Here is a 23,729-nt window from a genome sequence, read left to right on the forward strand (position 1 = left end):
ACATACTTTTTAACTGCATGATTTAAAAAAGTTTTTATGAATATGGTAGTTTTTTAATGGTTTATAACCCTACTTCTTAAATCGCCAGTGTTAATAGTATATTCAGAATTACCTTAATAATGAAATTTAAAATATAATATTAATTTATTTAAGTTTATATTAATTTTTATACATCTATGATTCTCATAAATACAAATCGGTGATAAAAGGAAACACTTAAAATGAATAAAAAAGTTGAAGATTTTATGAATAATCATAATAAAAATGGGTATAAAACGAAGATTAAAGATTCTATGGTTGACGAACTATTATATCTTAGTGAACAAGGTTTTAATGGCGTAAAATTATCAAGTTATCTTAAAGAAACTTACGAGCTTACAGTAAGTGTTTCAGGTATAAAAGAACGACTTAAGAAAGAAAGAAATAAAAAGATAATAATGAACAAATAGGAGATGTAAGAATCTCCTAAACTAGAACCAGTTTAAACGGAACAATTCTTCTCTAAAGTGTTCAAAACTTTGTGTCAGACCGATAGAATATTAAATTCTAAAGGAATGACTGATGAAACAACAGTTCAATATGGATGAGGCACTTGAACTCATAAAACAAGGTGCCAGAATTGATGGTAAAGATGGAGTACTTGCTCCACTGATTAAACAACTTACTGAAGCAGTTCTCGAAGCTGAAATTGAATCTCATTTATCTACAGAGATTAATAATCGTAAAAACGGCAAATCTTCAAAGACTATGAAAAGTAGTGTTGGTGCATTTGATTTAGATGTACCACGTGATAGGAATAGTTCATTTGAGCCAGAGATAGTAAAAAAACATCAGACTCATATATCAGAACAATTAGAGCAGAAGATATTATCATTATATGCTTTAGGCAATAGCTATAGTCAAATATCTGAACATATTGATGAAATGTACGGTGTAGAGTTTTTTAAAGCCACAATCAGCTCTATAACGGATAAAATTATACCTCTGCGTAAAGAGTGGCAACAACGTCCACTTGAAAGTATATATCCATTTGTGTGGCTTGATGCCATCCACTATAAAATTAAAGAGAACGGGAAGTATATCTCTAAAGCAGTATATACCATACTTGGTGTAGGACTAAGTGGTAAAAAAGAGATACTGGAATTATACCTATCTGAAAATGAAGGTGCTAACTTTTGGTTACAAGTTTTAACAGACTTAAATAATCGAGGAATACAAGATATACTTATAGCATCGGTTGATGGTTTAAAAGGCTTTCCTGAAGCTATTAAAGCTATTTTTCCAAAAACAGAAGTTCAACTATGCATTGTACATAAAATCAGAAATTCCATACGATATATTGCTTCTAAAAATCAAAAAGAGTTTATGAAGGATCTCAAACTTGTTTATCGTGCTATCTCTAAAGAAGCTGCTGAAGTTGAATTAGATAGACTTGAAGAAAAATGGGGCTCTAAATATCCTATAGTTATTAAATCATGGCGTAATAAATGGGAGAACCTTTCTGTGTATTTGGTTCTGCCCTTGTGGTATAAATATCCAGAAGATATACGCAGAGTTATTTACACTACAAATATTATAGAATCAGTCCATAGACAGTTTAGAAAACTCACTAAAACAAAAGGTGCTTTTCCAAATGAAAACAGCCTATTAAAACTACTCTATATGGGTATTCAAAATGCAAGTAAAAAGTGGTCAATGCCTATTTGGAATTGGAGTTTAACACTTTCTCAATTGGTTATATTTTTTGAAGGGAGATTGGATGAAGCTTTAAATATCTGATTTGAAAGGTAACTTTATTTGCTCCATAATCCCTTAGGCTTTGTGGAACTTTGCAGTTTTTACTTTTTGAACACTTTGTGGAACACGGAAAACTAATATGAGTGCTTCGTGTTCCAAAAATAAGAGCTTTAGCAACTTAACGTTTTACTTGAGAAATAGTTTTGCCTGCTAGGGTAAACTTCTCTCCAAGATTTTGTTAGCATTTTAATAACAGTCATATTCATCTGGTCTCATAGGAGGGTAGCTACGTCCAGCATCAATGTAATTTTTTTGAAATTCACTAGATTTTTCATTTAAGTCTCCAAAACGATAATCCCATAATAATCCTGCTGCAACTCCTAGTGACATTCTTTGTGAAGCTTTTACTTTTAATAGTCCTTCAATTACCATGATTAGAATATAATTATGATTAAGTATTTCATAAATATTAGGTAATTTACTCAGAATAGTACTTTCAATTTCATTTGTACATACTATATTGGCATATTCAGAAATAGATTGTATATTTAAAATATCTTGACCCATAAGAAGTTTATAAAATAAAATACCAATAGCCCAAGCTTCACCACTTCCTGGGTTATAGCTAAAAGTATTTATCGGATTTGAAAATATCTCAGGTGGTAATGACCTAAAAGACCCTTCAATTCTTCTATTGACATTTTGATAAATAGCCTGATTTCCAACACCTGTGTCTTCATATCCAAATGCCATAGGCATTATTGCATTACCAAAATCTGTAATAATAACTTTTGCATCTACAAAATCTCTTTGTGTATGCGTTTGGTTTGCCCAATTAGGTTTATCTTCTAAAAAAATTATATTGCCTGGATGAAAGTCACGATGTGAAATAAATGAGGACATATAAGCAGCTGAACTACTACATCTATGAACAATTTCTAAAATATCATCTAGTGAAGGTTTATTTAAAGAAGCAATAATATCCTTTAGAGATTGTCCATTTACCCATTCTGTAACATAATAATATATTGGTAAAGTTTTATGCTTTCCTTTTTTAAGTATTTTAGGATATATCCTTACTGGTTGCATTTTTCCATATTCTAATAAAGCTGATTCCATATTGAATTTATATAACTCTATCTCGTTTCTAGGAGAGATCAAAAATTTTACAAAAATATTCTCTTTAATATCTTTGATATTAGTGTATCTAAACGATAAAGCTCCATTTCCACTAAGTGATTCTTTTAACTTAAAAACTTTATTATTGATTCTAATCTTAAGTAGTTTTGCTTTAAAAAGAAGATTCTTATCTTTACTCATGTGAAATCACCTGATATTTTTCACAAAATAACATAATTTCATTTTCTGATTTAATAGCTTCTTGTAAGTTTCCTATTTGATATTCATTTTCAATAATAAATTCCTCTACACTCATCTGTAAGCCTCCCCAAAAACTGTACTACCTATAACAGAATAATTCTGATAAAATAAATCAGGAGTATTCATGCGAAGAAGTAAGTTTAGTGAGAAGCAAATCATTGATATTTTAAAAGAGATTGAAGATGGTGCACCAGTTGTTGAAACATTAAGAGATAAGGGTGTCAGTAAAGACACTTATTACAAATGGAAACGTAAATACAGTGGTCTAGAAACAGGTGATGTCAAGCGCATGCGTGAGCTTGAAAAAGAAAATGCTAAACTGAAAAAGCTTTATGCAGAAATGGCATTAATGAATGATGCCCTAAAAGATGTTATTGAAAAAAAGCTCTAAAGCCTGATGAGAAACGAGAGTTAGTTAAACATATAAACATTCATTTTTCTTTGAGTATCAATCAGGCTTGTAAGACATTATCAATTAGTAAATCATCATATTATTATGAGAGAAAACTCAAAGATGATAGTGCTGTTGTAGATGCCCTTAATAAGCTTGTTGAGAAGCATCCACGGAATGGCTTTTGGCTGCTTTTCAATAGATTACGCAAGCAAGGCTTTATTTGGAATCATAAACGTGTGTATCGTGTTTATAAAGCCTTAGGATTGAACTTTAAGAAGAGAACAAAGAAAAGAATACCAGCTAGAGTTCAACACCCCTTACAAGATTTATTTGATCCTAATGAACAGTGGTCGATGGACTTTATGTCCAATAAGCTTTTTGATGGTCGACGGTATCGTGTTCTAAATATCATGGATGAATTTAATCGTGAGTTTATAGAATTTGAGGTGGGAACATCTTTACCCTCAATAAAAGTTATTCAAACCTTGCAAAGAGCCATAGAATTTAGAGGTAAGCCTCAATCAATTAGAGTTGACAATGGTCCAGAGTTTATTTCCCATAAACTTGAACAATGGTGTTATATTCACTCCATTGAGCTTAAATTTATTCAGCCTGGATCACCAACACAGAACTCCAGAATGGAGAGATTAAATGGATCAATGCGAAGAGAGTTTTTTGATGCTTACCTCTTTGATACATTAACAGAAGTAAAAATTATGGCTGATGAGTGGATTTATGATTATAATAATCATAGACCTCATTCAATTTTAGGCAAATTAAGTCCTATTGAATATTTAGATAAGTACAATCTAGAGAAGAATTATTCCGTTTAAACTAGTTTGGTTTAAGGGGAGGCTTACACATCCAGTTGAAATCTTCTATTTCAATTAAATCATAACATTTGGGACTCCAGCAAATTTCAAAGTGCCCAACAGGTTCTATTATTGCAACTTTTCCATAATCTAATGCACTTTTCATCTTTCCTGTGCAAAAAACACTTTGACTTCTAAATTTTATTCCAAATTTATTAAAAAAATATTCATCTACTTTTTCATGTAACTCCAAAGGTAAATGTTTTGGTTTGCGATTTTTCCTTGTTGTTATAATAGTATCAATTTGTGGTAGATTTTTAAATCCTCTATATAATTTCATATTGAGTCCTCGTATAATTTCTTTTATGAGTAAGTAGTTCTTTTTTAAAGTTTTTTTGACTTTAAAGCAAAGAAGTATTACTCTTTTAAGATTGAAGTACTAACTTCAAATCTTGTAACTTTCACAGTTTATGACTAAAGATAAAACAACATTTTTTTCCTTATAGCAGGATATGAAAATATTTTATATCTACTGACTACATCATTAAGCCAGTTGGTGTCTTTAGTTGTTAATCACTTATTAAAAGCTGTTGGGGTAGCTGTTATTTTAGCACCTACAACACATAGATTAACGAGGCTGTGAATTCTAACAATTTAACTTTTGTTTTTTTGTTAGGCAACTTAAGATTACACGACAAGGATTATAGAGATGTATTACGTAGGAATAGATATTGCAAAGAGTTTTCATGTTGTTTCAGTTATCGATGATAGTGAAACTAAGGTTATTAACAAGCCTTTTAAAATCAACAATGATTTAAAAGGGTTTGAAAAATTACTTACTATTTTAGATAGTGTCACTTTAGATAAAGATGACTTTATTATCGGTATAGAAGCAACTGGTATTTATGGTGAAAACCTTTTAGAGTTTTTAAAGTCTAAGGGCTATAGTGTTAAACTACTCAATCCATTTCAAACCTCAAGGTATAGAGAACAAATAACTATGAAAAAAGTAAAAAATGACAACATAGACTCTTTAGTTATAGCACTCTTTTTAAAAGATGGCAAATACTCATCAGGTTATGTAACTGATGATGAGTATCAGAGCCTTAGAACACTCTATAGAAATCGTGCTTCTATTCAGTCTGATATGAAAGAGGTTAAGAAGAGAATCATTACTCAAATAACAGTTACATTTCCAGAGTTTGAGAGCTTCACAAATCCATTTACCATAAGTGGTCTAGCTCTGCTTGAAAAGTATCCAACAGCATATCACTATAAGCATAGTAGCGTTGATAGAATCATGAAGATATTTGCTCATATTCAAGGCAATAACTTCAATAAAGACAAAGCCCTAAGATTACTAGAACTCTCAAGAGAGTCTATCTATTCAGGTAAGGCTAAAGATGCAAGAGCAATAGCTATTAGAAGTACTATTAGGCTTTTAAAGATGTATCTTAGTGAGATAGATATTATTGAAGCTGAGATACTCTCTTTGCTTGATAAAAAAGGCATTAATAGTTCAACACTTGATGAGCTACCAGAGAGTAACACTCTTATTGATAACCTTAAAACCATACCTGGAGTAAGTGATAAAACTGTAGCTGCTGTTATTAGTGAATGTGGAGACCTGACGAGGTTTCCATCTATACCTAAGTTTATAGGATATCTTGGACTCTTTCCAACAGAAAATAGCTCTGGTAATTCTAAAAGTGTAGGTCACTTAAGTAAAAGAGGCTCTTCTTTGGTCAAGCATGCACTATATCTTAGTGCTGTAAGTTGTCTGATACATAACAAACAGATGAAGCAACTCTACGATACTAAAAGAAGTCAAGGCAAATCTAAAAAAGAGGGACTTGTTGCAGTTTCAAGAAAACTTGCAACTATCATATACTCTATTTTTAAATACAACACACCCTATAATCCAAATCGTGTATTTACAAATTAGTCATAAACAGTGATAAGTTAAAGATCACAAGTTAGTACTTAAATCATTCATAATAGCAATAATATTTAAAGCTATTACCGTACTAGTTGTTAACCAAAATAGAGACAAATATATAATTTACTCTATAGTTTGATTATCAAAACACTCTTTGCTCAAATTTTAGAAATGAAATACAACAAAGAGTATTTAAAAAATCAAACTTGCAAGATTTTTAGCTCTTGCATAGTTCTTTGAAGTAATATTGTTAATAAACTAATGTCTATTTTTTACTTTCCTTGCTTTTTAAGTTATTCTTTATAAAAAGGCTTTCTTATGCTAATGTTTAAAGCCACTAACGGCTTTTTATTGATGTGCACTGATTTGTTAGTCTACTACGCTTCCTCTACAAATTCCCACGACACAACATTTATATTTTTTATACCGAGCTCTTCTAGTTTTTCTTTTATAGCAGGAAGAACGCTCGAGGGAGCTACCACAGCCTCAATATCTCCATAGTCAAAATTAAAATTACCTATTCCTCTCCATTCACGCTCTCTGTAATATGTGTTTTGAGGGTCACTATCGAAATTAGTTATTTTGACGAAGTTTGAATAGAATCCGCCTATCTCGTTCTTATCAAGCTCCTTAACAGATTCCGTATGCTGATATGCAAGAGGCATCAATTTCATGGCTTGCTGTTCTGCAAAGCTGCCAGAAGAACTAAGAAGATCAGAAATCATTTTTGAAATCTTACGATTTGGTATCAATTTTTCTATTGCGGGTAAATTCTGCGCAGGAAGATAAAGGACAGGTATAAAATGTTTGTGGATTGCCTCAGCTTTAAACCCGATAGCAACTTTACCGTAATACGGAGAATGACTTGGCAGGTCCTTCAAAGGTATATCGGTTACGCAGCAAAATTTTTCCGTTTCTACTCCCTCCGCAATTTTTTCAGTACATGTAGCCCACAAGGACTTTGAAGCAAGTATAAGACTGAGTGTTTCTGCCGCAACAGAATCATCTAAAATAGCTCCTTGATCGGTTATATCTTTTGGGCAACGTGCAATTGACCAATCTACACCTTTTGGTGAACCCGTGAAGTGCCAATAAATGTTTGAGTAGTATCTTTGTGACATAGTAAAATTCTTTCCTTTTAGAGGCTAACTATTTATTTATTCCCATTGTAGTGAAGTTAGACTTAATAAAAACAAATATATGAACACATAAAATGTCCTCTATAAAGTGATAATATATATGATTCTATGATAATTTGTCATATCTTCAATGTTTTTACATTATTTTACTTATTATCATTAAATAAAAAGTGTCCTTTTTGCATGGAATAAGCTGTTATTTGGACAAAGTGTTCCGTTATTTGTTAAATAATCCATTCTATATATTAAACAGCCTTTTATATCTTTGTGCTAAAGCAATTTCACCGCCTTCCATAATGTCACACACATTTTTTCGAACGATTAATTCTTGTAATGCTCCTTCTGCATTAATTTCAATTTGTCCTTTATCTTGAAGGGCTATAATATATTCCGAATCACCATTAACTACAATATTAGGATTATGTGTAACCAGAATAATTTGACGTTTTGATTTATTTTCTTGAAGTTTTGAAACAAGCAATGATGTTATTAGTTTATTATCCAAATCATCTTCAGGTTGATCTAATATTAATGGTTCCGATCCATAAGAAAGTAAAAAAGATAAAATTGTTGATGCTTTTTGCCCAGCAGAACCCAAAGAAATATCTTTATACCGATTACCGTCATGATATTTAATTGTTAACTTGTCACTTGGAAACCAAATTGTTAAAAGGTCAAAAACTTGTGGTGATAACTGATTAAGAAAGTCAATAAATCTTTTACCTAGACTATTGTTAAGTACCTCTCCAGACGCATAGTTTAGTAATTCATTTTTAAAATTATGAATAATGTCTAGCCCTGTATTTAATCCATTAACATCTTCAAGATTAGATGTGTTATTACTTAATTGTTTAAGTAGTGAAAGAAGTATTCCCATACTTCTTTCACTATCGTATAAATCTGAAGTAAAAGCACCATCTAATCTTCCGATTATAGTTCGAAAAGAGGAGTCAATATTCTCGTGATTAATGAATGGCTCAAGCTTAATTTGAATCGAAGTATTACTCTCCATATTTTCCTTTAAAAAAGAATAGCGGCTGTATGTTAGACTTTGACGAAGTTCTATTAGTTCACCATAAGTTGTATTAATAGCTTGAGTAATGGCTTCTTTTTCAGATTCTATAGAGACAAAGTTATCAATATTAGTTTTTATAATTGTTCGTTGTTGAATAAGTTTTTGATACTCTGCTGGACTATTTATGCCTTGTTCAGATAATCTCGCTACTAATTCGTTGTATTTTTTAGTACTTTCAAAAACAGACTTATTAAAGTCACCTGATATATTCCAATTATTAAATTCGTTAATTTGTTGTTCAAACATATCAACTAGCTGTTTTATCTGATTTTGTATAGAACTCAATGAGGATGTAAGACCTTCTACCTTGGCTAAAAGTTCTTTTTCAAGTTCTATTTCAGAGTTAAATAAAGATGTGTCTATCGGATTGATTTGGTTGTTATTGACTTGAACTTTAATCTCGTTTTTTAAGTTAGATAAATTTTCGATGTATGTATTTATTTTTAAAGATTTTGCATTGGCTATTTGAAATTCATGTAGAATTTCTTTGTGACCAGAATTTTCTATTGCAGTAATTTTCTGTTCAATATCTGATAATTGACCTAGTAAAGTATTTTTGTTTGACAGTTTTCCTTGAAGTTCTCGTCTTTGTTCGCACAATCGAAGAAAGAAGTTCTTTTTATCATCCCATTTCATTTGCCAATCTTGAAAGTTCACACTACTTGATTCATCAATAAGTTTTAATAGCGTATTCGGATTTTTTGCTAAATTAAAAATCTGTTTTTGGCTGAAAATTTTTATAGGAAAGCGACTGTAAGCATCACCTAGTTCTTCAACCCATTGACTATTATCCCATTTATAAATAGTAATATCTTGTTGAAGATATGTCCATTTAAGCATATAAAATATATTTTGTTTTGAATAAACACATGAAATTTCTGTATTATCTAGCATTACTCCATCAGTATCTCTACTTTCAGACTTTTTAGAAAACTTTAGAAATAATTGTCTAATTTCATTCGATTGATCTAATGAAAGTAAATCCTGACTTCGTCCCATTCCTATTCTAATAAATTCTAGAATTGAAGACTTTCCGCTTCCTCTTCCACCAATTATTGAATTCAACCATGGATTAAACTTAATTTCTAATGGAGTGTGTCTGCCTGCATATTTTGCATTTGAAATAGTTACAGAATGAAGTAACGCATCAGAAGTAGTATTCGGATCAAAATCAATACTATCTGATCTATGTAAGGAAGATTTTCCATCAATAAGAGCGAGTCGAAGACCTTCTATCGAAGGTTCTCCCATTTTCACATATGTATATGCTCTACCAACTTCGTCTGGACAATGAGCATCAGATCCTATTACTTCAGAAAGGTTGCTTTTGCAATTTCTATATCTTGATAAAGGAGCATGTACATTTTCACTAATTGGATATATAATTTCCATTGCTGAAGCTTTATTACATACCTGCTGTATTGTATGAGATGAGAGTAACTGGCAAAGACCTGCTTTCATATCAATATGAGCAGGTATCGCAATGCCACCACTTTTTAAAATTTCTTCAATTATTACTTCTGCACTTTCTTCTGCGACAGCATCACTATCTCCTCGAGTCCCTCGGAATTTAGATGCGCCAATTATTGCATGTATATCTTCAGATGATTTAGATGGATCAAAAATAGCTAATACATGTATATTCGAATTAGCAGTAATTTCCACACCTGGAAAAACATATATACTATGTCCTTCTCCTCGGAGTCTTACAGCTTCAGCCTTAAGACCATTTATCCATTCACCAGAATTATGATCAGTTACAGCTACACATTCAATTCCTTGCTCTATAAATTTACGTAACCATTCCTCATGAGTCATATTTCCTCTTATACCAGCATTCGACTTTCCATAGTCCATTGAGGCTGGGGTATGTGTGTGAAAATCAAACTTCCACCATCGTGACCCTACATGATTCATAAGTTATTCCTCGTATAATTTCTTTTATGAGTAAGTAGTTCTTTTTTAAAGTTTTTTTGACTTTAAAGCAAAGAAGTATTACTCTTTTAAGATTGAAGTACTAACTTCAAATCTTGTAACTTTCACAGTTTATGACTAAAGATAAAACAACATTTTTTTCCTTATAGCAGGATATGAAAATATTTTATATCTACTGACTACATCATTAAGCCAGTTGGTGTCTTTAGTTGTTAATCACTTATTAAAAGCTGTTGGGGTAGCTGTTATTTTAGCACCTACAACACATAGATTAACGAGGCTGTGAATTCTAACAATTTAACTTTTGTTTTTTTGTTAGGCAACTTAAGATTACACGACAAGGATTATAGAGATGTATTACGTAGGAATAGATATTGCAAAGAGTTTTCATGTTGTTTCAGTTATCGATGATAGTGAAACTAAGGTTATTAACAAGCCTTTTAAAATCAACAATGATTTAAAAGGGTTTGAAAAATTACTTACTATTTTAGATAGTGTCACTTTAGATAAAGATGACTTTATTATCGGTATAGAAGCAACTGGTATTTATGGTGAAAACCTTTTAGAGTTTTTAAAGTCTAAGGGCTATAGTGTTAAACTACTCAATCCATTTCAAACCTCAAGGTATAGAGAACAAATAACTATGAAAAAAGTAAAAAATGACAACATAGACTCTTTAGTTATAGCACTCTTTTTAAAAGATGGCAAATACTCATCAGGTTATGTAACTGATGATGAGTATCAGAGCCTTAGAACACTCTATAGAAATCGTGCTTCTATTCAGTCTGATATGAAAGAGGTTAAGAAGAGAATCATTACTCAAATAACAGTTACATTTCCAGAGTTTGAGAGCTTCACAAATCCATTTACCATAAGTGGTCTAGCTCTGCTTGAAAAGTATCCAACAGCATATCACTATAAGCATAGTAGCGTTGATAGAATCATGAAGATATTTGCTCATATTCAAGGCAATAACTTCAATAAAGACAAAGCCCTAAGATTACTAGAACTCTCAAGAGAGTCTATCTATTCAGGTAAGGCTAAAGATGCAAGAGCAATAGCTATTAGAAGTACTATTAGGCTTTTAAAGATGTATCTTAGTGAGATAGATATTATTGAAGCTGAGATACTCTCTTTGCTTGATAAAAAAGGCATTAATAGTTCAACACTTGATGAGCTACCAGAGAGTAACACTCTTATTGATAACCTTAAAACCATACCTGGAGTAAGTGATAAAACTGTAGCTGCTGTTATTAGTGAATGTGGAGACCTGACGAGGTTTCCATCTATACCTAAGTTTATAGGATATCTTGGACTCTTTCCAACAGAAAATAGCTCTGGTAATTCTAAAAGTGTAGGTCACTTAAGTAAAAGAGGCTCTTCTTTGGTCAAGCATGCACTATATCTTAGTGCTGTAAGTTGTCTGATACATAACAAACAGATGAAGCAACTCTACGATACTAAAAGAAGTCAAGGCAAATCTAAAAAAGAGGGACTTGTTGCAGTTTCAAGAAAACTTGCAACTATCATATACTCTATTTTTAAATACAACACACCCTATAATCCAAATCGTGTATTTACAAATTAGTCATAAACAGTGATAAGTTAAAGATCACAAGTTAGTACTTAAATCATTCATAATAGCAATAATATTTAAAGCTATTACCGTACTAGTTGTTAACCAAAATAGAGACAAATATATAATTTACTCTATAGTTTGATTATCAAAACACTCTTTGCTCAAATTTTAGAAATGAAATACAACAAAGAGTATTTAAAAAATCAAACTTGCAAGATTTTTAGCTCTTGCATAGTTCTTTGAAGTAATATTGTTAATAAACTAATGTCTATTTTTTACTTTCCTTGCTTTTTAAGTTATTCTTTATAAAAAGGCTTTATATAATATTGTAATTGTATGCTAACGTTTAAAATGAGCAATCAAAAAGCCGCTCGCGGGCTTTTGATTGGCTCCACTGCCTTGTTAGCTCTTGAATATCCCTTCCTGAGCGATCTTTCTAAAGATGTACGATACATAATCTCTAAGGTTTATTGGCATTATAGAGGTTTGTATTTTACAACCGGAACTTGAATACGGATCTAATTGAGGAAGAGAGGTACCGAAATATATATTTTTCGATGAAGAGCGTCCCTCGTGAAGGTATTTTGATCGACTTGCATAGTAATCATCAATAAACTTAACTAAGTGATTTGGCAAATAGTCTCCTACCAGGTCTAAAACGCGCCTCCTAATTGAATATTTCACTTGACCGCATTCTTTACATGACTTCTTTTCAACCTCTTGAATCGCAGCACACGATTCAAGAGATGACACATAAAGGACAACTGCAGTATCAACAGTTGCATCATGAGAAAAAGAAAAATCTTTTAATAAGTATGCAGCATTATTAAAGTGTGATGCACCATTTAAAAAAGCTTCATGGATATTTTCTAGTAAAAGATTTTCAATAATTAATTTCTGATAATTAGCCAAAACAAGAAAATCACCTTCGCGAGGATGGTCATCTATCCAATCAAGATTTTCTGAATAAATGGTATCTACTGAAATATTTGTAAACTCATTTAAACAAGTTAAACTTCCCATTTTTACATAGCTATTAATAAAAACAGATAATAGGTCACATATACTTTGAATTTTATTACCAGCTATAAACCCTGCATCGTGGACATCAAAGGCAGTAACACTTATTTCCAATATATTTTCTCTTGTATCTGTTAGAAATATTCTGTAACCTTTACCTAAAGTTGAAGAAAAGTTACCAACTCCAGTGTTGAGAACTGTTGAAATTACAAAATCCTTTTGGAGATTATTAACATCAATACTTAAGCACAAATCATGAATTATTTGGATTTCATGTTCAGGTAGTTCACTATTAAAATCTAAAAACTTGATTACACCTTTCTTCTCATATTGAATAGAAACCTCGACAGTATTACCTAAACCTATATCCATAAATCCGATATGGACAGTCTTTGATTTACCATCTTTATATGGCATAAATTGCCATGCACACTTACCATACGATTTACGCAAAGAAGCCCATAAAGCACGGAGGTATAAATTTGATTCGTCATTGGTTTTATGATTCAACTGAATTTTCATAATCAAAATTTTCCTAATTTTGGAGCTAACGGGGGCGCGGGTGAGTAACTGCCGTTGGAAAACCTTTAGGTTTTGCAATGGTTGCTTGCTCCTCCCGCTTGTTGTCTGGTGCGAATGCAACAGATTACAAGCGGGTGTTCAACCCGCGCCCCCGTTGTCTGGATGCGAAGCGTCCAGACAACGGTCGACTTGAACTGTAAATTTTCGCTAGAAAATTTATTAGTTCCAAGGTTTTGTTGTACTTTTTAGTCTAGTAAGTCCATACTATTTTGAATACTCTCATCTATAAATTTAAAAAGCTCATCTTTATCATTAATAGCTTTTAAGTATTCGTCTCTATGCTCATTTTCTATAAGTGGTGGAACTATATTATTTTGAATAGCTTGAAAAGCCATTATTAATCTTCCAACTCTTCCATTGCCATCGGCAAATGGATGTACTCTTTCAAATAAAATATGAAACTCTGTAATATCTTCTAAATTCATATTATTGCTATGAAATCTATAAAGTAGATTCTTGATATCATTTGAAATTTTATTAGGTGCAGACAATTTTATATCTACACCTTTAATGTATCGTTCATCTAGTCTATATGCTCCAATAGGTTTAGAAACAAATTGTGGTGCTACTTTTAGAGCATCTTCAAACATAATTGCATGAATATCTTTTATAAAACTACTATCAATAATATTTTCTCTATTTGTTGCCTCACGAACTATTACATCATAAGCTTTTGCAAATCCTAAAATAACAAGTTGTTCATGTAGAGGTTTATCTCCAGCAGTATTTCCATGTTCAAGTAACTCTTTTGTTTCACCGAAAGAAAGAGTCGTTCCTTCCATCGCATTTGAGTGATGCGTGATTGAAATACGAAGTTGTCTAAAAAGTTCTTCTCTTTGTTTTAGTGATAAATCATTTAGTTTTTGCATTTTATGTCCTCGTGTCTTTTGATAAATCAAAATTTATTTGTTTTGTTGAATATACTTGTTTATAAGTAAACGAGTAAGTTCTTAGATTAATAGTTTCAATTAATTCTTTTGTCGCAATGATAGTTTTATCTATATTATCATACTCCTCAAATACTCCAATTAGTGCTAAATATTTTGAAATTGGAAAACATACTTCTGTTTTTTGCATTCCAAAGCCAACTCCATATATTTTAGGTAATTTAACTAATGAAATTAATGATACAGGATAATCAGAAGTAATAAACTCTCCAATAGTTTCATCTGATTTAATTAAATACCAATATCTTTTATGTAGAAGTTCAGATAAATAATCAATATTTTGGTGTTCAGCTTGAATATGGATTTCTTGGTTTATTGAAAGAGTATATCTATTTTTATTGTCAATAAACTCTTTTTGTTTCTCATAAGGGATTATATCTTCTTTTTTTATACCAGCTTGCAAACATTTGTCTATATATATTTCTTCTGAAGCCATTGTTATACTATTAAATTTTTCTGCAATGTCTATATAGAATTTATCAAAAATAGCTCTTGTTTTTGGATTTCTTAAACTTATCAAAGCTATAAAAGTTAGAATGTAAGATAAATCTTCATCATCAGGATATTCTCTAGATTCAGTAAGGTTTCTAAATACAGAAGCAAATTTAGATTCCATATTGGCTTGGTGGTCTTCGATATAATTTTCGCTGTCCTTTGCTGAAATACGATTAAAATCTCTTTTTGATGCTATATTCCTAGGATTTGATTGAAAATATTTTCGTTGTTCTTTATCATAAACAAATAGTTTAGCTTTTGTTCCACCATTTTTACTAAATCCTTTAAGATAAAATTGAGATACATAATGATGATTTCTTGTGTTAGACATATTTTTCATCCTTTTATTTTTTATATAAACTTGTCAAGACAAAACTATTTATTATTGAATCAAATAATGGCTCAAATTTTTTAAATCTTTTATCTAAATTAGTATCTTCAAAATCTCCAATTTGAAATTGAATTTGAATTAATTTATCTTTATAAAAAATTGTATATGCTAGTATTTCGATTGTTATTACTTTTCTAACTCTTTGAACTTTCATTGAGTATCTTTGCCAATAACCTGGCAGAGTTTCTAATTTCATATACCCAAAGTCTTTTAATATAGAATCAGGAGGTATAGCTTCATTCATATCTTTTTTATTAACTGTACTTTTAATGTCACTTTCTGTTAAATATTTTCCATCTGGGAATTCATAAACTAATACCATAGCCATTTCAATACTATGACCATTATTAGAAATAAATTTTCTTACAATATTTGGTCTATTAGCTTCCTTAGAAATCCAACTCATAGGAACTTCTAATGAAAACTCAATACCTTTTGATTTTTGTAAGTTATCACTAATATATTTCTTTTTAAATCCATCATAAAATTCTCTCTCTGGTTTTTCTTCATATTTTGGATTTAACATTAATAGTGTTTCTATAACTGGTGTTTCAATATTGCCTTTAGCTCTTTGCTTTACAGTTTCAATGAATTCAATAGATTCATTATAAGTAGGGCTTGAAATATCTAATTTAGTATGAATATTTTTTATCATATCCCCTTTTATAGATTTCCATCCATCATATTTACTCATAAGCATATCTATGTTTTTTATAGAATTTGAAAATGACAAATCAAACTCAGTTTTTGCAATAAAAATTTGATTTGAAAGTTTTGGATACTTTTCTTTAATTTTATCTAATGTATATGTTTGACCTACATAATATCCATAGGTTTTACTAATATCCATCAGTGTTTGTTTATTTAATGGTATAGCAAGAGCTGATATTGTAAATAAAAATATTAATAGTATAATTTTCATATTTAATAATCAGAAACAGTTAATTGGCTCGGCTTTGTACCTTCTTTAACTATTTTTTTATTCATTTGAATTACATCATAACATAACAATTCTAATTCTTTTTTCATTCCATTTTTAAATTCTGTTGTTGATATTCCTTTATACATTTCAATGCCATCAATATATTTTGATTCATTAAATAAAGCAATATTTTCTATATCTAATTCAGTTATAGCGGTAAACATTGTATATTCATATTTTGAATTATATCCCCCTCTTTTATATACAGTGCCATTAGCACTCTTTAATTTTTCAAATTTATATTTCGCCAACTGTACCCCAACTTTCATATCTTCTATTGCCCTACACTCTAGAATTTGTGCATTAGCATTAATATTTAACAAAAAAGATATTGATAGAATATATTTTATGAATTTCATTTTAATCCTTTTATTTAATTACCTGCTCCAATAGCAGTTAGAATAGTAACTATCATAGTTCCTATAAATATATGTAAAATGGGTTTTTCATATTTTTTAGACATTATTGATTTTACTCCCCATATGAATCCAATTATAACTGCTGGTATTAAAACTTTAGCTAATCCAGCACCAAACATCTCTGCATAAAACTCAGTAGGTGCTTTATCTAGAATAATACTGATAAATTGAAAGAATGGTGTATCATTTGCTCCAAGTTCTATTTTTTTAGTATAAAATTCAAAAACAAATCCTATTAACAACCCTAATGGTAAAAACCATAGAGAAACATCTTTTTTTTCTTCTGAAACAGAAAATACTTTTTCATCTATATTTTCTCCGCAGTTAGTACAGAATTTAGCATTAGGTTCTAATTCTGAACCACATTTTTCACATTTGAACATTATACTTTTTCTCCATTCATGAGTTTGGTCTTTGCTTTATCAAACTCTTCTTTAGTAATCAATCCTTTTTCTAACAAAGCATTCCACTTTAACATTTCATCTGCCACAGAATATGAACTAAGATTATCTCTTCCTACTATATTTGTTGAATCTTTCTTTGAACTATTTTCATCAGAAAAAACTCCATTTTTTGTAATCCAATTTTGATGCTCTTCCAATGGTCTGAAAAATAAACTATTAAATACAAACATAAAAAATCCAACTGCAATAGGTGTCGCGATCAGTCCACCAGCTGCAATAAACATAGAATGTGTCATCATATTTTTTTCATGTTTTTCTTTTGGTATGTCATTTGGATAATCCCAACTTGAATTTGTATTACCATGATAATATGCAAATGTAACTATAGTTGTAATTGATAAAGCTAATACAACTAAATATACTTTCATCCATTTTTTAGCATTTAATATTGGTTTAAAACTTTGGTCTTTTTTCATTATATATAATCCAAATATTGCAATAAGAATAATTAAAATACTTCCACCTAACCATCCAAATGGTAATATTAAAAATGCAAAAAATGCAATTATCTTAGTTCTGTCTCCACCTGTAAGTGGCGAATCACTTGATTTTAAATAAGCATTACATTGCTTACATCTTAAACTATTATCACTATTTTCAGTTCCACATTCTTTACAATACATTTTTATCCTTCGTACAACGGGGGCGCGGGTGAGTAACTGCCGTTGGAAAACCTTTAGGTTTTGCAATGGTTGCTTGCTCCTCCCGCTTGTTGTCTGGTGCGAATGCAACAGATTACAAGCGGGTGTTCAACCCGCGCCCCCGTTGTCTGGATGCGAAGCGTCCAGACAACTATTTATTCAAACATATTATATGTAAAACAACTTTAATTCGCATGATTAACCTACACAACATTTGTTAGTTAATTAACAGAATATATGACAGATTGTCCTATATTTAATAAAAAAGAGAAAAAATGCATATTATTCTTAAAGTTTGAGTGTTCGTTTAATACTGTATATTCAAATTAAATCACATTTTGTGTGTTAATTGTCAAATATCTTACATAACTTACAGGATGTTGCTTAAGCGAAGGATTAAAAATAGATTTTTTTTCCTTTGTTCCACAATCTGTAGGTTTTGGAGTATGTTCCAATATTCAAGTCTATTTGGAACAATCTTTCTGTTACTCAAAACTGTTCCAAATATAAGAGTTGATTGAAGATATAATAGTCTAGTTTATAGGGAACATTGCAGACATAATTAAATAGTTACTATTGTATTTAGTAATTGATACTTTGCTATAATGGCTAAAAATTTTCATACTATTTATATAATATTACATTGAAAATTTAAAAGGGAAATTATGAGTGAAAAATTGATGCAAATATCGGTAACTGATTTTCTTAATAGTTTAAAAGAAGGCTATATAGAGTATAAAGAATGTGCAGCAGAAGGCTCAGATCAAATTGATTTAGCCAAAATAGCAGGTTTTTGCACAACTATGGAGCAGATACTTAGTTCTTATGGAAGAATTACAGATGCTGAAATTAAATCAATAAAAGAGCCTATTCTTGGAAACATTGCTTTAACGAGAGGGAAAAAAGGGTTTAAAATATCAGATATTGATTTAGAAATGCCTACTATTTTAAGAAGACAACAAGATTGATGTATAGATACTATATCTAAAAATATACGAAATTATGCATTCATCCAAACCCCATTTCCAAGGTATATTGGTTCGTTGATTTTAGAGTAATCTTGATCGCTGATAAGTTCAATAGAAACTTCATCTGACAGCATGCTTCTAGGAAACATATTAATTTTCAATAATAATTTTTTTAAATTACCATCAAGAACGAAGTCTATATTCTTTTCTTTTAGCTCATCAAGAAGTTCAACATCATGTGCAAATAAAGAGCATTTATGTTCATTTATAGCACTAACATTTATAAGGTTTTTTAATAAAAAATATTCTTTTGGAAGAAAAACGATTTTTCCATCATACCAAATTAGATTTGTAGGTTTTTCTTTATAATAAAGTCTAAAATTTTTAACATCAGTATCTCTATCAGACATTTGTTTGTAGTTTTCTAAAAGCTTATTATCTGTATATACTATCATATTTATCTATTCATCCTAAGTTGGTTTAGTGTTTTATGTATTTATTTTTTTGAATTTTCGTTGTCAAATAAACCATTTGGTTTATAAAATCTATCATACGCTTCATCTCCATCATCTGCTAATATCATAGGCGATTTCAACAGTCCGATATGCTTACGCCCGTTTTTAGAATGATTAAAATAACCATCCGGAGTAATAGCCACCCATTTTTCATCTGCGAATGACACCATAGATGTAATTTCTTTACCAGTTTCGATATTCCAAAGTTTAAGGGTTCTATCCTCACTTCCTGAGAGCGCATATCGTCCATCTGGAGTTATGGCAACAGAACTGACATTCTTTGAATGTCCCTCGAAAGTTCTAATATTTTTACTACTTGCAATATCCCAGAGTATTAGGGTCTTATCATTGCTTCCAGAGAGTGCATATCGTCCATCTGGAGTAATGGCAACAGACTTAATCCAAGATGAATGCCCTTTAAAAGTTCGAATTTCTTTGCCAGTTGCAATATCCCAGAGTATTAGGGTCTTATCATTGCTTCCAGAGAGTGCATATTTTCCATCTGGAGTAATGGCAACAGAATTGATCCAATCTGAATGTCCTCTAAAAGTTCGAATTTCTTTGCCAGTTTCAATCTCCCAGAGTATTAGGGTCTTATCATTGCTTCCAGAGAGTGCATATCGTCCATCTGGAGTAATGGCAACAGACTCAATACAAGATGAATGCCCTTTAAAAGTTCGAATTTCTTCACCAGTTGAAATATTCCAGAGTTTAAGTGTATTATCATCACTTCCAGAGAGTGCATATCGTCCATCTGGAGTAATGGCAACAGAAGTGATCCAACCTGAATGTCCTCTAAAAGTTCGAATCTCTTCTCCTGTTTTAATATCCCAAAGTTTAAGGGTTCTATCCTCACTTCCTGAGAGCGCATATCGTCCATCTGGAGTTATGGCAACAGAACTGACATTCTTTGAATGTCCCTCGAAAGTTCTAATATTTTTACTACTTGCAATATCCCAGAGTATTAGGGTCTTATCATTGCTTCCAGAGAGTGCATATCGTCCATCTGGAGTAATGGCAACAGACTTAATCCAAGATGAATGCCCTTTAAAAGTTCGAATTTCTTTGCCAGTTGCAATATCCCAGAGTATTAGGGTCTTATCATTGCTTCCAGAGAGTGCATATTTTCCATCTGGAGTAATGGCAACAGAATTGATCCAATCTGAATGTCCTCTAAAAGTTCGAATTTCTTTGCCAGTTTCAATCTCCCAGAGTATTAGGGTCTTATCATTGCTTCCAGAGAGTGCATATCGTCCATCTGGAGTAATGGCAACAGACTCAATACAAGATGAATGCCCTTTAAAAGTTCGAATTTCTTCACCAGTTGAAATATTCCAGAGTTTAAGTGTATTATCATCACTTCCAGAGAGTGCATATCGTCCATCTGGAGTAATGGCAACAGAAGTGATCCAACCTGAATGTCCTCTAAAAGTTCGAATCTCTTCTCCTGTTTTAATATCCCAAAGTTTAAGTGTATTATCATAACTTCCAGAGAGTGCATATCGGCCATCTGGAGTAATGGCAACAGACTCAATACAAGATGAATGCCCTTTAAAAGTTCGAATTTCTTCACCAGTTGAAATATTCCAGAGTTTAAGTGTATTATCATCACTTCCAGAGAGTGCATATCGTCCATCTGGAGTTATGGCAACAGAACTGACATTCTTTGAATGTCCCTCGAAAGTTCTAATATTTTTACTACTTGCAATATCCCAGAGTATTAGGGTCTTATCATTGCTTCCAGAGAGTGCATATTTTCCATCTGGAGTAATGGCAACAGAACTGACATTCTTTGAATGTCCCTCGAAAGTTCTAATATTTTTACTACTTGCAATATCCCAGAGTATTAGGGTCTTATCATTGCTTCCAGAGAGTGCATATTTTCCATCTGGAGTAATGGCAACAGACTTAATCCAAGATGAATGCCCTTTTTGAATAAAAGGCTTGTATTGGAGAGCTTTAGCAAGAAGACTTGAGCGTGTTGCAAGGATTTTATTGGTGACACTCATCAAATTTTTTGTTTTTGATAAGACTGCAGTAGTGTTTTGTCTAAGCATTGGAGTATTATTCATTAATTATTATCCCCTTTAAATTTTCTATTAAAAGTGGTTTAGGTTGAAGGTTACTTATTTTAATAACTAGTGAGATTGCACTTATTATTTTTTTCATAAAATTTTTCCTTGTAAAATGATAATCATGAAAGACTCTTGATAACTATTTTCATATCTTCATATCTAAAAATAGTAGGCGTAATCAATTTTAAATGTTTACCAATATTTAAATCTACAATTTTATCAGATCCAACATAGAGAGTCTTTCTAATCGAATAATCACTTTTATTAACTCTTTGTATGTCTTTAATGCTTTCTATCGATTTATCTATTTCTAAATGCTCTTTAATGGCGGTTGAGCTTTGTGTGATTCTAGCTAAGTTGAAATTCTGAAGTTTTTTATAAATATTTTGTACATCATTAAGCAGTAGTGGTTTCTTAGTCCAATTTTTACATTGTATTAAATGAATAGTTTTCGTTTGAGTGGAGATAGCTATTATATCAACACCATCATCTTCATAGCCACGAATAAAGCTATTATAAATAACTAACTCGTCTTTTTTTTCAAACTGTTTTCCAATGAATTTTTCGTATTTATCTCCCCATTGTTTTAAAGAGTCACTGCTTTGTTCATATTGTTTAGATGTTCTTTCATCTTGATTAGCTTTTTTTGTTTCTTCTGCTTTTTTGCGGGCTACTTCTCTTTTGGCTTTTGCCATAATTGTTTCCGGACTGAGTTCATCTTCTACTTTAGTTGATACGCCTTGGGTGGCATTTTTCACAGAGTCATCTTCAGTATTTGTAAATATCTGTTTATTTGTATCGGTAATTGGTGTAGTCTTAGTAAGGTATAGAGTAATAAAAAAAGCGATAATACCAGTATGAGGCACTCCTGCCAATATGCAATACGGAGCAAAACACCCGTATATAAATGCTTGGTTTAGAAATAAAAGTATAAACCAAATAATAAAAAATATTTTTAAATATTCAGTTTTCAAAACTCATCTTTCCAATAATTATCCGTATCTGTATCCACTGCTGGAATTGCTCGCTTCTCTTTATCTTTGGAGTCTTTCAATCTATCATATTCAGTTTCAAGTTCTGTTTCTAGTCTGTTAAAATAGTCATCAACATCCTCATAATCATTAAGAATCTGTATGACTTCATCTTTTTTTATAACTTCAATATCTATTTCATTTTGATAAATAGTATCTCTTATATCTACGATTTTAGACCTTAGTAAATCTTTATCGTTTATAGCATCACTAGCCACAATAAAACCATTTCCACTTTCAAGTGCCGCAAGAATTTTTCTAACAGCATTTATATCTCTTTTGCTGTTAGCTTCATTTAATCGTTGCATTATCTCATTTGCTTGTTCTTTTAGTTCATCTGAAACAATATCTGGATGACATAGTTTACTGGCTTTTCTAAAGAGTATTTTTAACTCTTTTTTCTCTTCATCACTTATCTCTAATCTTTCTTCTTTTTGAACCTCTTCATACTCTTTACTAAACTCTTCAGAGTCTCGTTTAATATCTTCATATTCCTGAGTTGCTTCATCCTCTTCGAACTCTTCTTTAGCTTGCTTAGTCTCTTTTCTCTTTTTGTTTAGCTCTTCTTCTTTGTTTTCTAGTACATTTTTTAGTTCTTGGAGTTCCTCATAAAGTTCATCGTAGCCATCGTCGAACTCATCCATATCTTCAAGTTCTTTTTCTTTATCTTTTTTTTGAGATTTTAACGAATCTCGTTCCATCTTGAGACTTTCATATTCATACTTTATATCTTCAAAAATATCTTTTTTCTTTTGCATTGAAGCAAAAAGTAGCTCTTCTTTTAAGTTGAGTATTTTTTGAATAATACCACCTAAATGTAAGTGATATTGCACATTAAACTCATGTATAACGTTGAGATATTCATTTTTTTCTTCACTGAGTTCTTGAAGTCTAGCTTCTAGAACTTTAAGTTCCAGTTTTAAACCACCAAGTTCTCTATCTTCATAGACTACCACACCGCTAAACCTAGCTATATAGTTTTCTATTTCGACCACTGCACTGCCGTAATCGCTTTTGGAGAGTTTGGTTAAAATATTTTGTACATCACTATCTATTGGCATTGTTGATAGTTTTGCAACTTGCAGTTCAATGATCTCTTCATCTTCAATAGTTATACTTGTTTTTATCAGCTCTAAGCGTTTTAGTATTTGGTGCATTTTTTTCCTTTTTTTCTATGGTTAGGATTATTTTAGTATTTTCTACATAGTC

Annotated in this window: 22 protein-coding genes; 6 read left to right on the forward strand and 16 right to left on the reverse strand. The window is 31.1% G+C overall.

Annotated elements, in window-relative coordinates:
• Positions 1-221: 221 nt before the first annotated feature.
• The gene (locus tag ACLHDE_RS09770) at positions 222-449 is read left to right on the forward strand and encodes a hypothetical protein (RefSeq protein WP_415396237.1); all 228 of its coding nucleotides are present in this window, start codon (positions 222-224) and stop codon (positions 447-449) included.
• A gap of 112 nt (positions 450-561) precedes the next feature.
• Positions 562-1,779 (forward strand): IS256 family transposase, encoded by a 1,218-nt coding sequence (locus tag ACLHDE_RS09775; protein ID WP_415396238.1) that lies wholly within the window; start codon positions 562-564, stop codon positions 1,777-1,779.
• Positions 1,780-1,983: 204 nt separating this feature from the next.
• On the opposite strand, the gene ACLHDE_RS09780 is transcribed toward ACLHDE_RS09775, so the two are convergent.
• Positions 1,984-3,057 (reverse strand): protein kinase domain-containing protein, encoded by a 1,074-nt coding sequence (locus ACLHDE_RS09780; RefSeq protein WP_415396239.1) that lies wholly within the window; start codon positions 3,055-3,057, stop codon positions 1,984-1,986.
• On the reverse strand, positions 3,050-3,172 hold the full coding sequence (locus tag ACLHDE_RS09785; protein WP_415396240.1) for a hypothetical protein: 123 nt from the start codon (positions 3,170-3,172) through the stop codon (positions 3,050-3,052). The genes ACLHDE_RS09780 and ACLHDE_RS09785 overlap by 8 nt, the downstream gene beginning before the upstream one ends.
• A gap of 69 nt (positions 3,173-3,241) precedes the next feature.
• On the opposite strand from ACLHDE_RS09785, the gene ACLHDE_RS09790 reads away from it, so the two are divergent.
• Positions 3,242-4,344, forward strand: a protein-coding gene (locus tag ACLHDE_RS09790) for an IS3 family transposase (RefSeq protein WP_415396241.1) whose coding sequence is annotated in 2 segments (ribosomal slippage) — positions 3,242-3,503 and positions 3,503-4,344 — 1,104 coding nt in all. Because the reading frame shifts where the segments join, the coding sequence is not laid out codon by codon here.
• Between the two features lies 1 nt (position 4,345).
• Here ACLHDE_RS09790 and ACLHDE_RS09795 read toward each other — a convergent pair.
• The gene (locus ACLHDE_RS09795; protein WP_415396242.1) at positions 4,346-4,663 is read right to left on the reverse strand and encodes a hypothetical protein; all 318 of its coding nucleotides are present in this window, start codon (positions 4,661-4,663) and stop codon (positions 4,346-4,348) included.
• Between the two features lie 369 nt (positions 4,664-5,032).
• Between ACLHDE_RS09795 and ACLHDE_RS09800 the strand changes: the two genes are divergently transcribed.
• Positions 5,033-6,268: an IS110 family transposase gene (locus ACLHDE_RS09800; protein WP_415395806.1), complete on the forward strand. Its 1,236-nt coding sequence runs from the start codon at positions 5,033-5,035 to the stop codon at positions 6,266-6,268.
• A gap of 371 nt (positions 6,269-6,639) precedes the next feature.
• Here the strand turns inward: ACLHDE_RS09800 and ACLHDE_RS09805 are convergent, their stop codons facing one another.
• The gene (locus ACLHDE_RS09805) at positions 6,640-7,383 is read right to left on the reverse strand and encodes an abortive infection system antitoxin AbiGi family protein (RefSeq protein WP_415396243.1); all 744 of its coding nucleotides are present in this window, start codon (positions 7,381-7,383) and stop codon (positions 6,640-6,642) included.
• 256 nt (positions 7,384-7,639) lie between these two features.
• On the reverse strand, positions 7,640-10,393 hold the full coding sequence (locus ACLHDE_RS09810; RefSeq protein ID WP_415396244.1) for a TrlF family AAA-like ATPase: 2,754 nt from the start codon (positions 10,391-10,393) through the stop codon (positions 7,640-7,642).
• A gap of 370 nt (positions 10,394-10,763) precedes the next feature.
• Between ACLHDE_RS09810 and ACLHDE_RS09815 the strand changes: the two genes are divergently transcribed.
• Complete coding sequence (locus ACLHDE_RS09815; protein WP_415395806.1) at positions 10,764-11,999, forward strand: IS110 family transposase; 1,236 nt, start codon at positions 10,764-10,766, stop codon at positions 11,997-11,999.
• A gap of 393 nt (positions 12,000-12,392) precedes the next feature.
• Here the strand turns inward: ACLHDE_RS09815 and ACLHDE_RS09820 are convergent, their stop codons facing one another.
• The 7 genes from ACLHDE_RS09820 to ACLHDE_RS09850 all read right to left on the reverse strand — a co-directional run bounded on the left by ACLHDE_RS09820 (position 12,393) and on the right by ACLHDE_RS09850 (position 17,913).
• Positions 12,393-13,532, reverse strand: coding sequence for a hypothetical protein (locus tag ACLHDE_RS09820; RefSeq protein WP_415396245.1), 1,140 nt, complete (start codon positions 13,530-13,532; stop codon positions 12,393-12,395).
• Positions 13,533-13,777: 245 nt separating this feature from the next.
• Entirely contained in the window at positions 13,778-14,461 is a 684-nt protein-coding gene (locus ACLHDE_RS09825) for a Fic family protein (RefSeq protein WP_415396246.1), read from the reverse strand.
• 1 nt (position 14,462) lies between these two features.
• Positions 14,463-15,365, reverse strand: coding sequence for a DUF4238 domain-containing protein (locus ACLHDE_RS09830; protein WP_415396247.1), 903 nt, complete (start codon positions 15,363-15,365; stop codon positions 14,463-14,465).
• A 13-nt stretch (positions 15,366-15,378) separates the two neighbouring features.
• Complete coding sequence (locus tag ACLHDE_RS09835) at positions 15,379-16,347, reverse strand: hypothetical protein (protein ID WP_415396248.1); 969 nt, start codon at positions 16,345-16,347, stop codon at positions 15,379-15,381.
• 2 nt (positions 16,348-16,349) lie between these two features.
• A complete protein-coding gene (locus tag ACLHDE_RS09840) occupies positions 16,350-16,766 on the reverse strand; it encodes a hypothetical protein (protein WP_415396249.1) in 417 nt (138 codons plus the stop codon).
• 14 nt (positions 16,767-16,780) lie between these two features.
• The gene (locus tag ACLHDE_RS09845; RefSeq protein WP_415396250.1) at positions 16,781-17,209 is read right to left on the reverse strand and encodes a zinc ribbon domain-containing protein; all 429 of its coding nucleotides are present in this window, start codon (positions 17,207-17,209) and stop codon (positions 16,781-16,783) included.
• Positions 17,209-17,913, reverse strand: a complete 705-nt coding sequence (locus ACLHDE_RS09850; RefSeq protein ID WP_415396251.1) for a hypothetical protein — start codon at positions 17,911-17,913, stop codon at positions 17,209-17,211. The genes ACLHDE_RS09845 and ACLHDE_RS09850 overlap by 1 nt, the downstream gene beginning before the upstream one ends.
• A gap of 683 nt (positions 17,914-18,596) precedes the next feature.
• Here ACLHDE_RS09850 and ACLHDE_RS09855 point away from each other — a divergent pair.
• Positions 18,597-18,899, forward strand: coding sequence for a hypothetical protein (locus ACLHDE_RS09855; protein ID WP_415396252.1), 303 nt, complete (start codon positions 18,597-18,599; stop codon positions 18,897-18,899).
• 32 nt (positions 18,900-18,931) lie between these two features.
• On the opposite strand, the gene ACLHDE_RS09860 is transcribed toward ACLHDE_RS09855, so the two are convergent.
• From ACLHDE_RS09860 to ACLHDE_RS09875, 4 genes are all read right to left on the reverse strand, one after another.
• Entirely contained in the window at positions 18,932-19,354 is a 423-nt protein-coding gene (locus ACLHDE_RS09860) for a hypothetical protein (RefSeq protein ID WP_415396253.1), read from the reverse strand.
• Between the two features lie 41 nt (positions 19,355-19,395).
• Positions 19,396-21,486, reverse strand: a complete 2,091-nt coding sequence (locus ACLHDE_RS09865; RefSeq protein ID WP_415396254.1) for a WD40 repeat domain-containing protein — start codon at positions 21,484-21,486, stop codon at positions 19,396-19,398.
• A 122-nt stretch (positions 21,487-21,608) separates the two neighbouring features.
• A complete protein-coding gene (locus ACLHDE_RS09870; protein ID WP_415396255.1) occupies positions 21,609-22,463 on the reverse strand; it encodes a hypothetical protein in 855 nt (284 codons plus the stop codon).
• The gene (locus ACLHDE_RS09875; protein WP_415396256.1) at positions 22,460-23,677 is read right to left on the reverse strand and encodes a hypothetical protein; all 1,218 of its coding nucleotides are present in this window, start codon (positions 23,675-23,677) and stop codon (positions 22,460-22,462) included. The genes ACLHDE_RS09870 and ACLHDE_RS09875 overlap by 4 nt, the downstream gene beginning before the upstream one ends.
• Positions 23,678-23,729: the final 52 nt, after the last annotated feature.

This window comes from Sulfurimonas iocasae, assembly GCF_047716755.1.
In the GTDB taxonomy this organism is placed as follows: Bacteria; Campylobacterota; Campylobacteria; order Campylobacterales; family Sulfurimonadaceae; genus Sulfurimonas.

Bases quoted from the DNA above. Each gene is read 5' to 3' on its own strand.
- ACLHDE_RS09770 (WP_415396237.1), top strand. From the start codon at position 222: ATGAATAAAAAAGTTGAAGATTTTATGAATAATCATAATAAAAATGGG.
- ACLHDE_RS09775 (WP_415396238.1), top strand. From the start codon at position 562: ATGAAACAACAGTTCAATATGGATGAGGCACTTGAACTCATAAAACAA.
- ACLHDE_RS09780 (WP_415396239.1), bottom strand. From the start codon at position 3,057: ATGAGTAAAGATAAGAATCTTCTTTTTAAAGCAAAACTACTTAAGATT.
- ACLHDE_RS09785 (WP_415396240.1), bottom strand. From the start codon at position 3,172: ATGAGTGTAGAGGAATTTATTATTGAAAATGAATATCAAATAGGAAAC.
- ACLHDE_RS09795 (WP_415396242.1), bottom strand. From the start codon at position 4,663: ATGAAATTATATAGAGGATTTAAAAATCTACCACAAATTGATACTATT.
- ACLHDE_RS09800 (WP_415395806.1), top strand. From the start codon at position 5,033: ATGTATTACGTAGGAATAGATATTGCAAAGAGTTTTCATGTTGTTTCA.
- ACLHDE_RS09805 (WP_415396243.1), bottom strand. From the start codon at position 7,383: ATGTCACAAAGATACTACTCAAACATTTATTGGCACTTCACGGGTTCA.
- ACLHDE_RS09810 (WP_415396244.1), bottom strand. From the start codon at position 10,393: ATGAATCATGTAGGGTCACGATGGTGGAAGTTTGATTTTCACACACAT.
- ACLHDE_RS09815 (WP_415395806.1), top strand. From the start codon at position 10,764: ATGTATTACGTAGGAATAGATATTGCAAAGAGTTTTCATGTTGTTTCA.
- ACLHDE_RS09820 (WP_415396245.1), bottom strand. From the start codon at position 13,532: ATGAAAATTCAGTTGAATCATAAAACCAATGACGAATCAAATTTATAC.
- ACLHDE_RS09825 (WP_415396246.1), bottom strand. From the start codon at position 14,461: ATGCAAAAACTAAATGATTTATCACTAAAACAAAGAGAAGAACTTTTT.
- ACLHDE_RS09830 (WP_415396247.1), bottom strand. From the start codon at position 15,365: ATGTCTAACACAAGAAATCATCATTATGTATCTCAATTTTATCTTAAA.
- ACLHDE_RS09835 (WP_415396248.1), bottom strand. From the start codon at position 16,347: ATGAAAATTATACTATTAATATTTTTATTTACAATATCAGCTCTTGCT.
- ACLHDE_RS09840 (WP_415396249.1), bottom strand. From the start codon at position 16,766: ATGAAATTCATAAAATATATTCTATCAATATCTTTTTTGTTAAATATT.
- ACLHDE_RS09845 (WP_415396250.1), bottom strand. From the start codon at position 17,209: ATGTTCAAATGTGAAAAATGTGGTTCAGAATTAGAACCTAATGCTAAA.
- ACLHDE_RS09850 (WP_415396251.1), bottom strand. From the start codon at position 17,913: ATGTATTGTAAAGAATGTGGAACTGAAAATAGTGATAATAGTTTAAGA.
- ACLHDE_RS09855 (WP_415396252.1), top strand. From the start codon at position 18,597: ATGAGTGAAAAATTGATGCAAATATCGGTAACTGATTTTCTTAATAGT.
- ACLHDE_RS09860 (WP_415396253.1), bottom strand. From the start codon at position 19,354: ATGATAGTATATACAGATAATAAGCTTTTAGAAAACTACAAACAAATG.
- ACLHDE_RS09865 (WP_415396254.1), bottom strand. From the start codon at position 21,486: ATGAATAATACTCCAATGCTTAGACAAAACACTACTGCAGTCTTATCA.
- ACLHDE_RS09875 (WP_415396256.1), bottom strand. From the start codon at position 23,677: ATGCACCAAATACTAAAACGCTTAGAGCTGATAAAAACAAGTATAACT.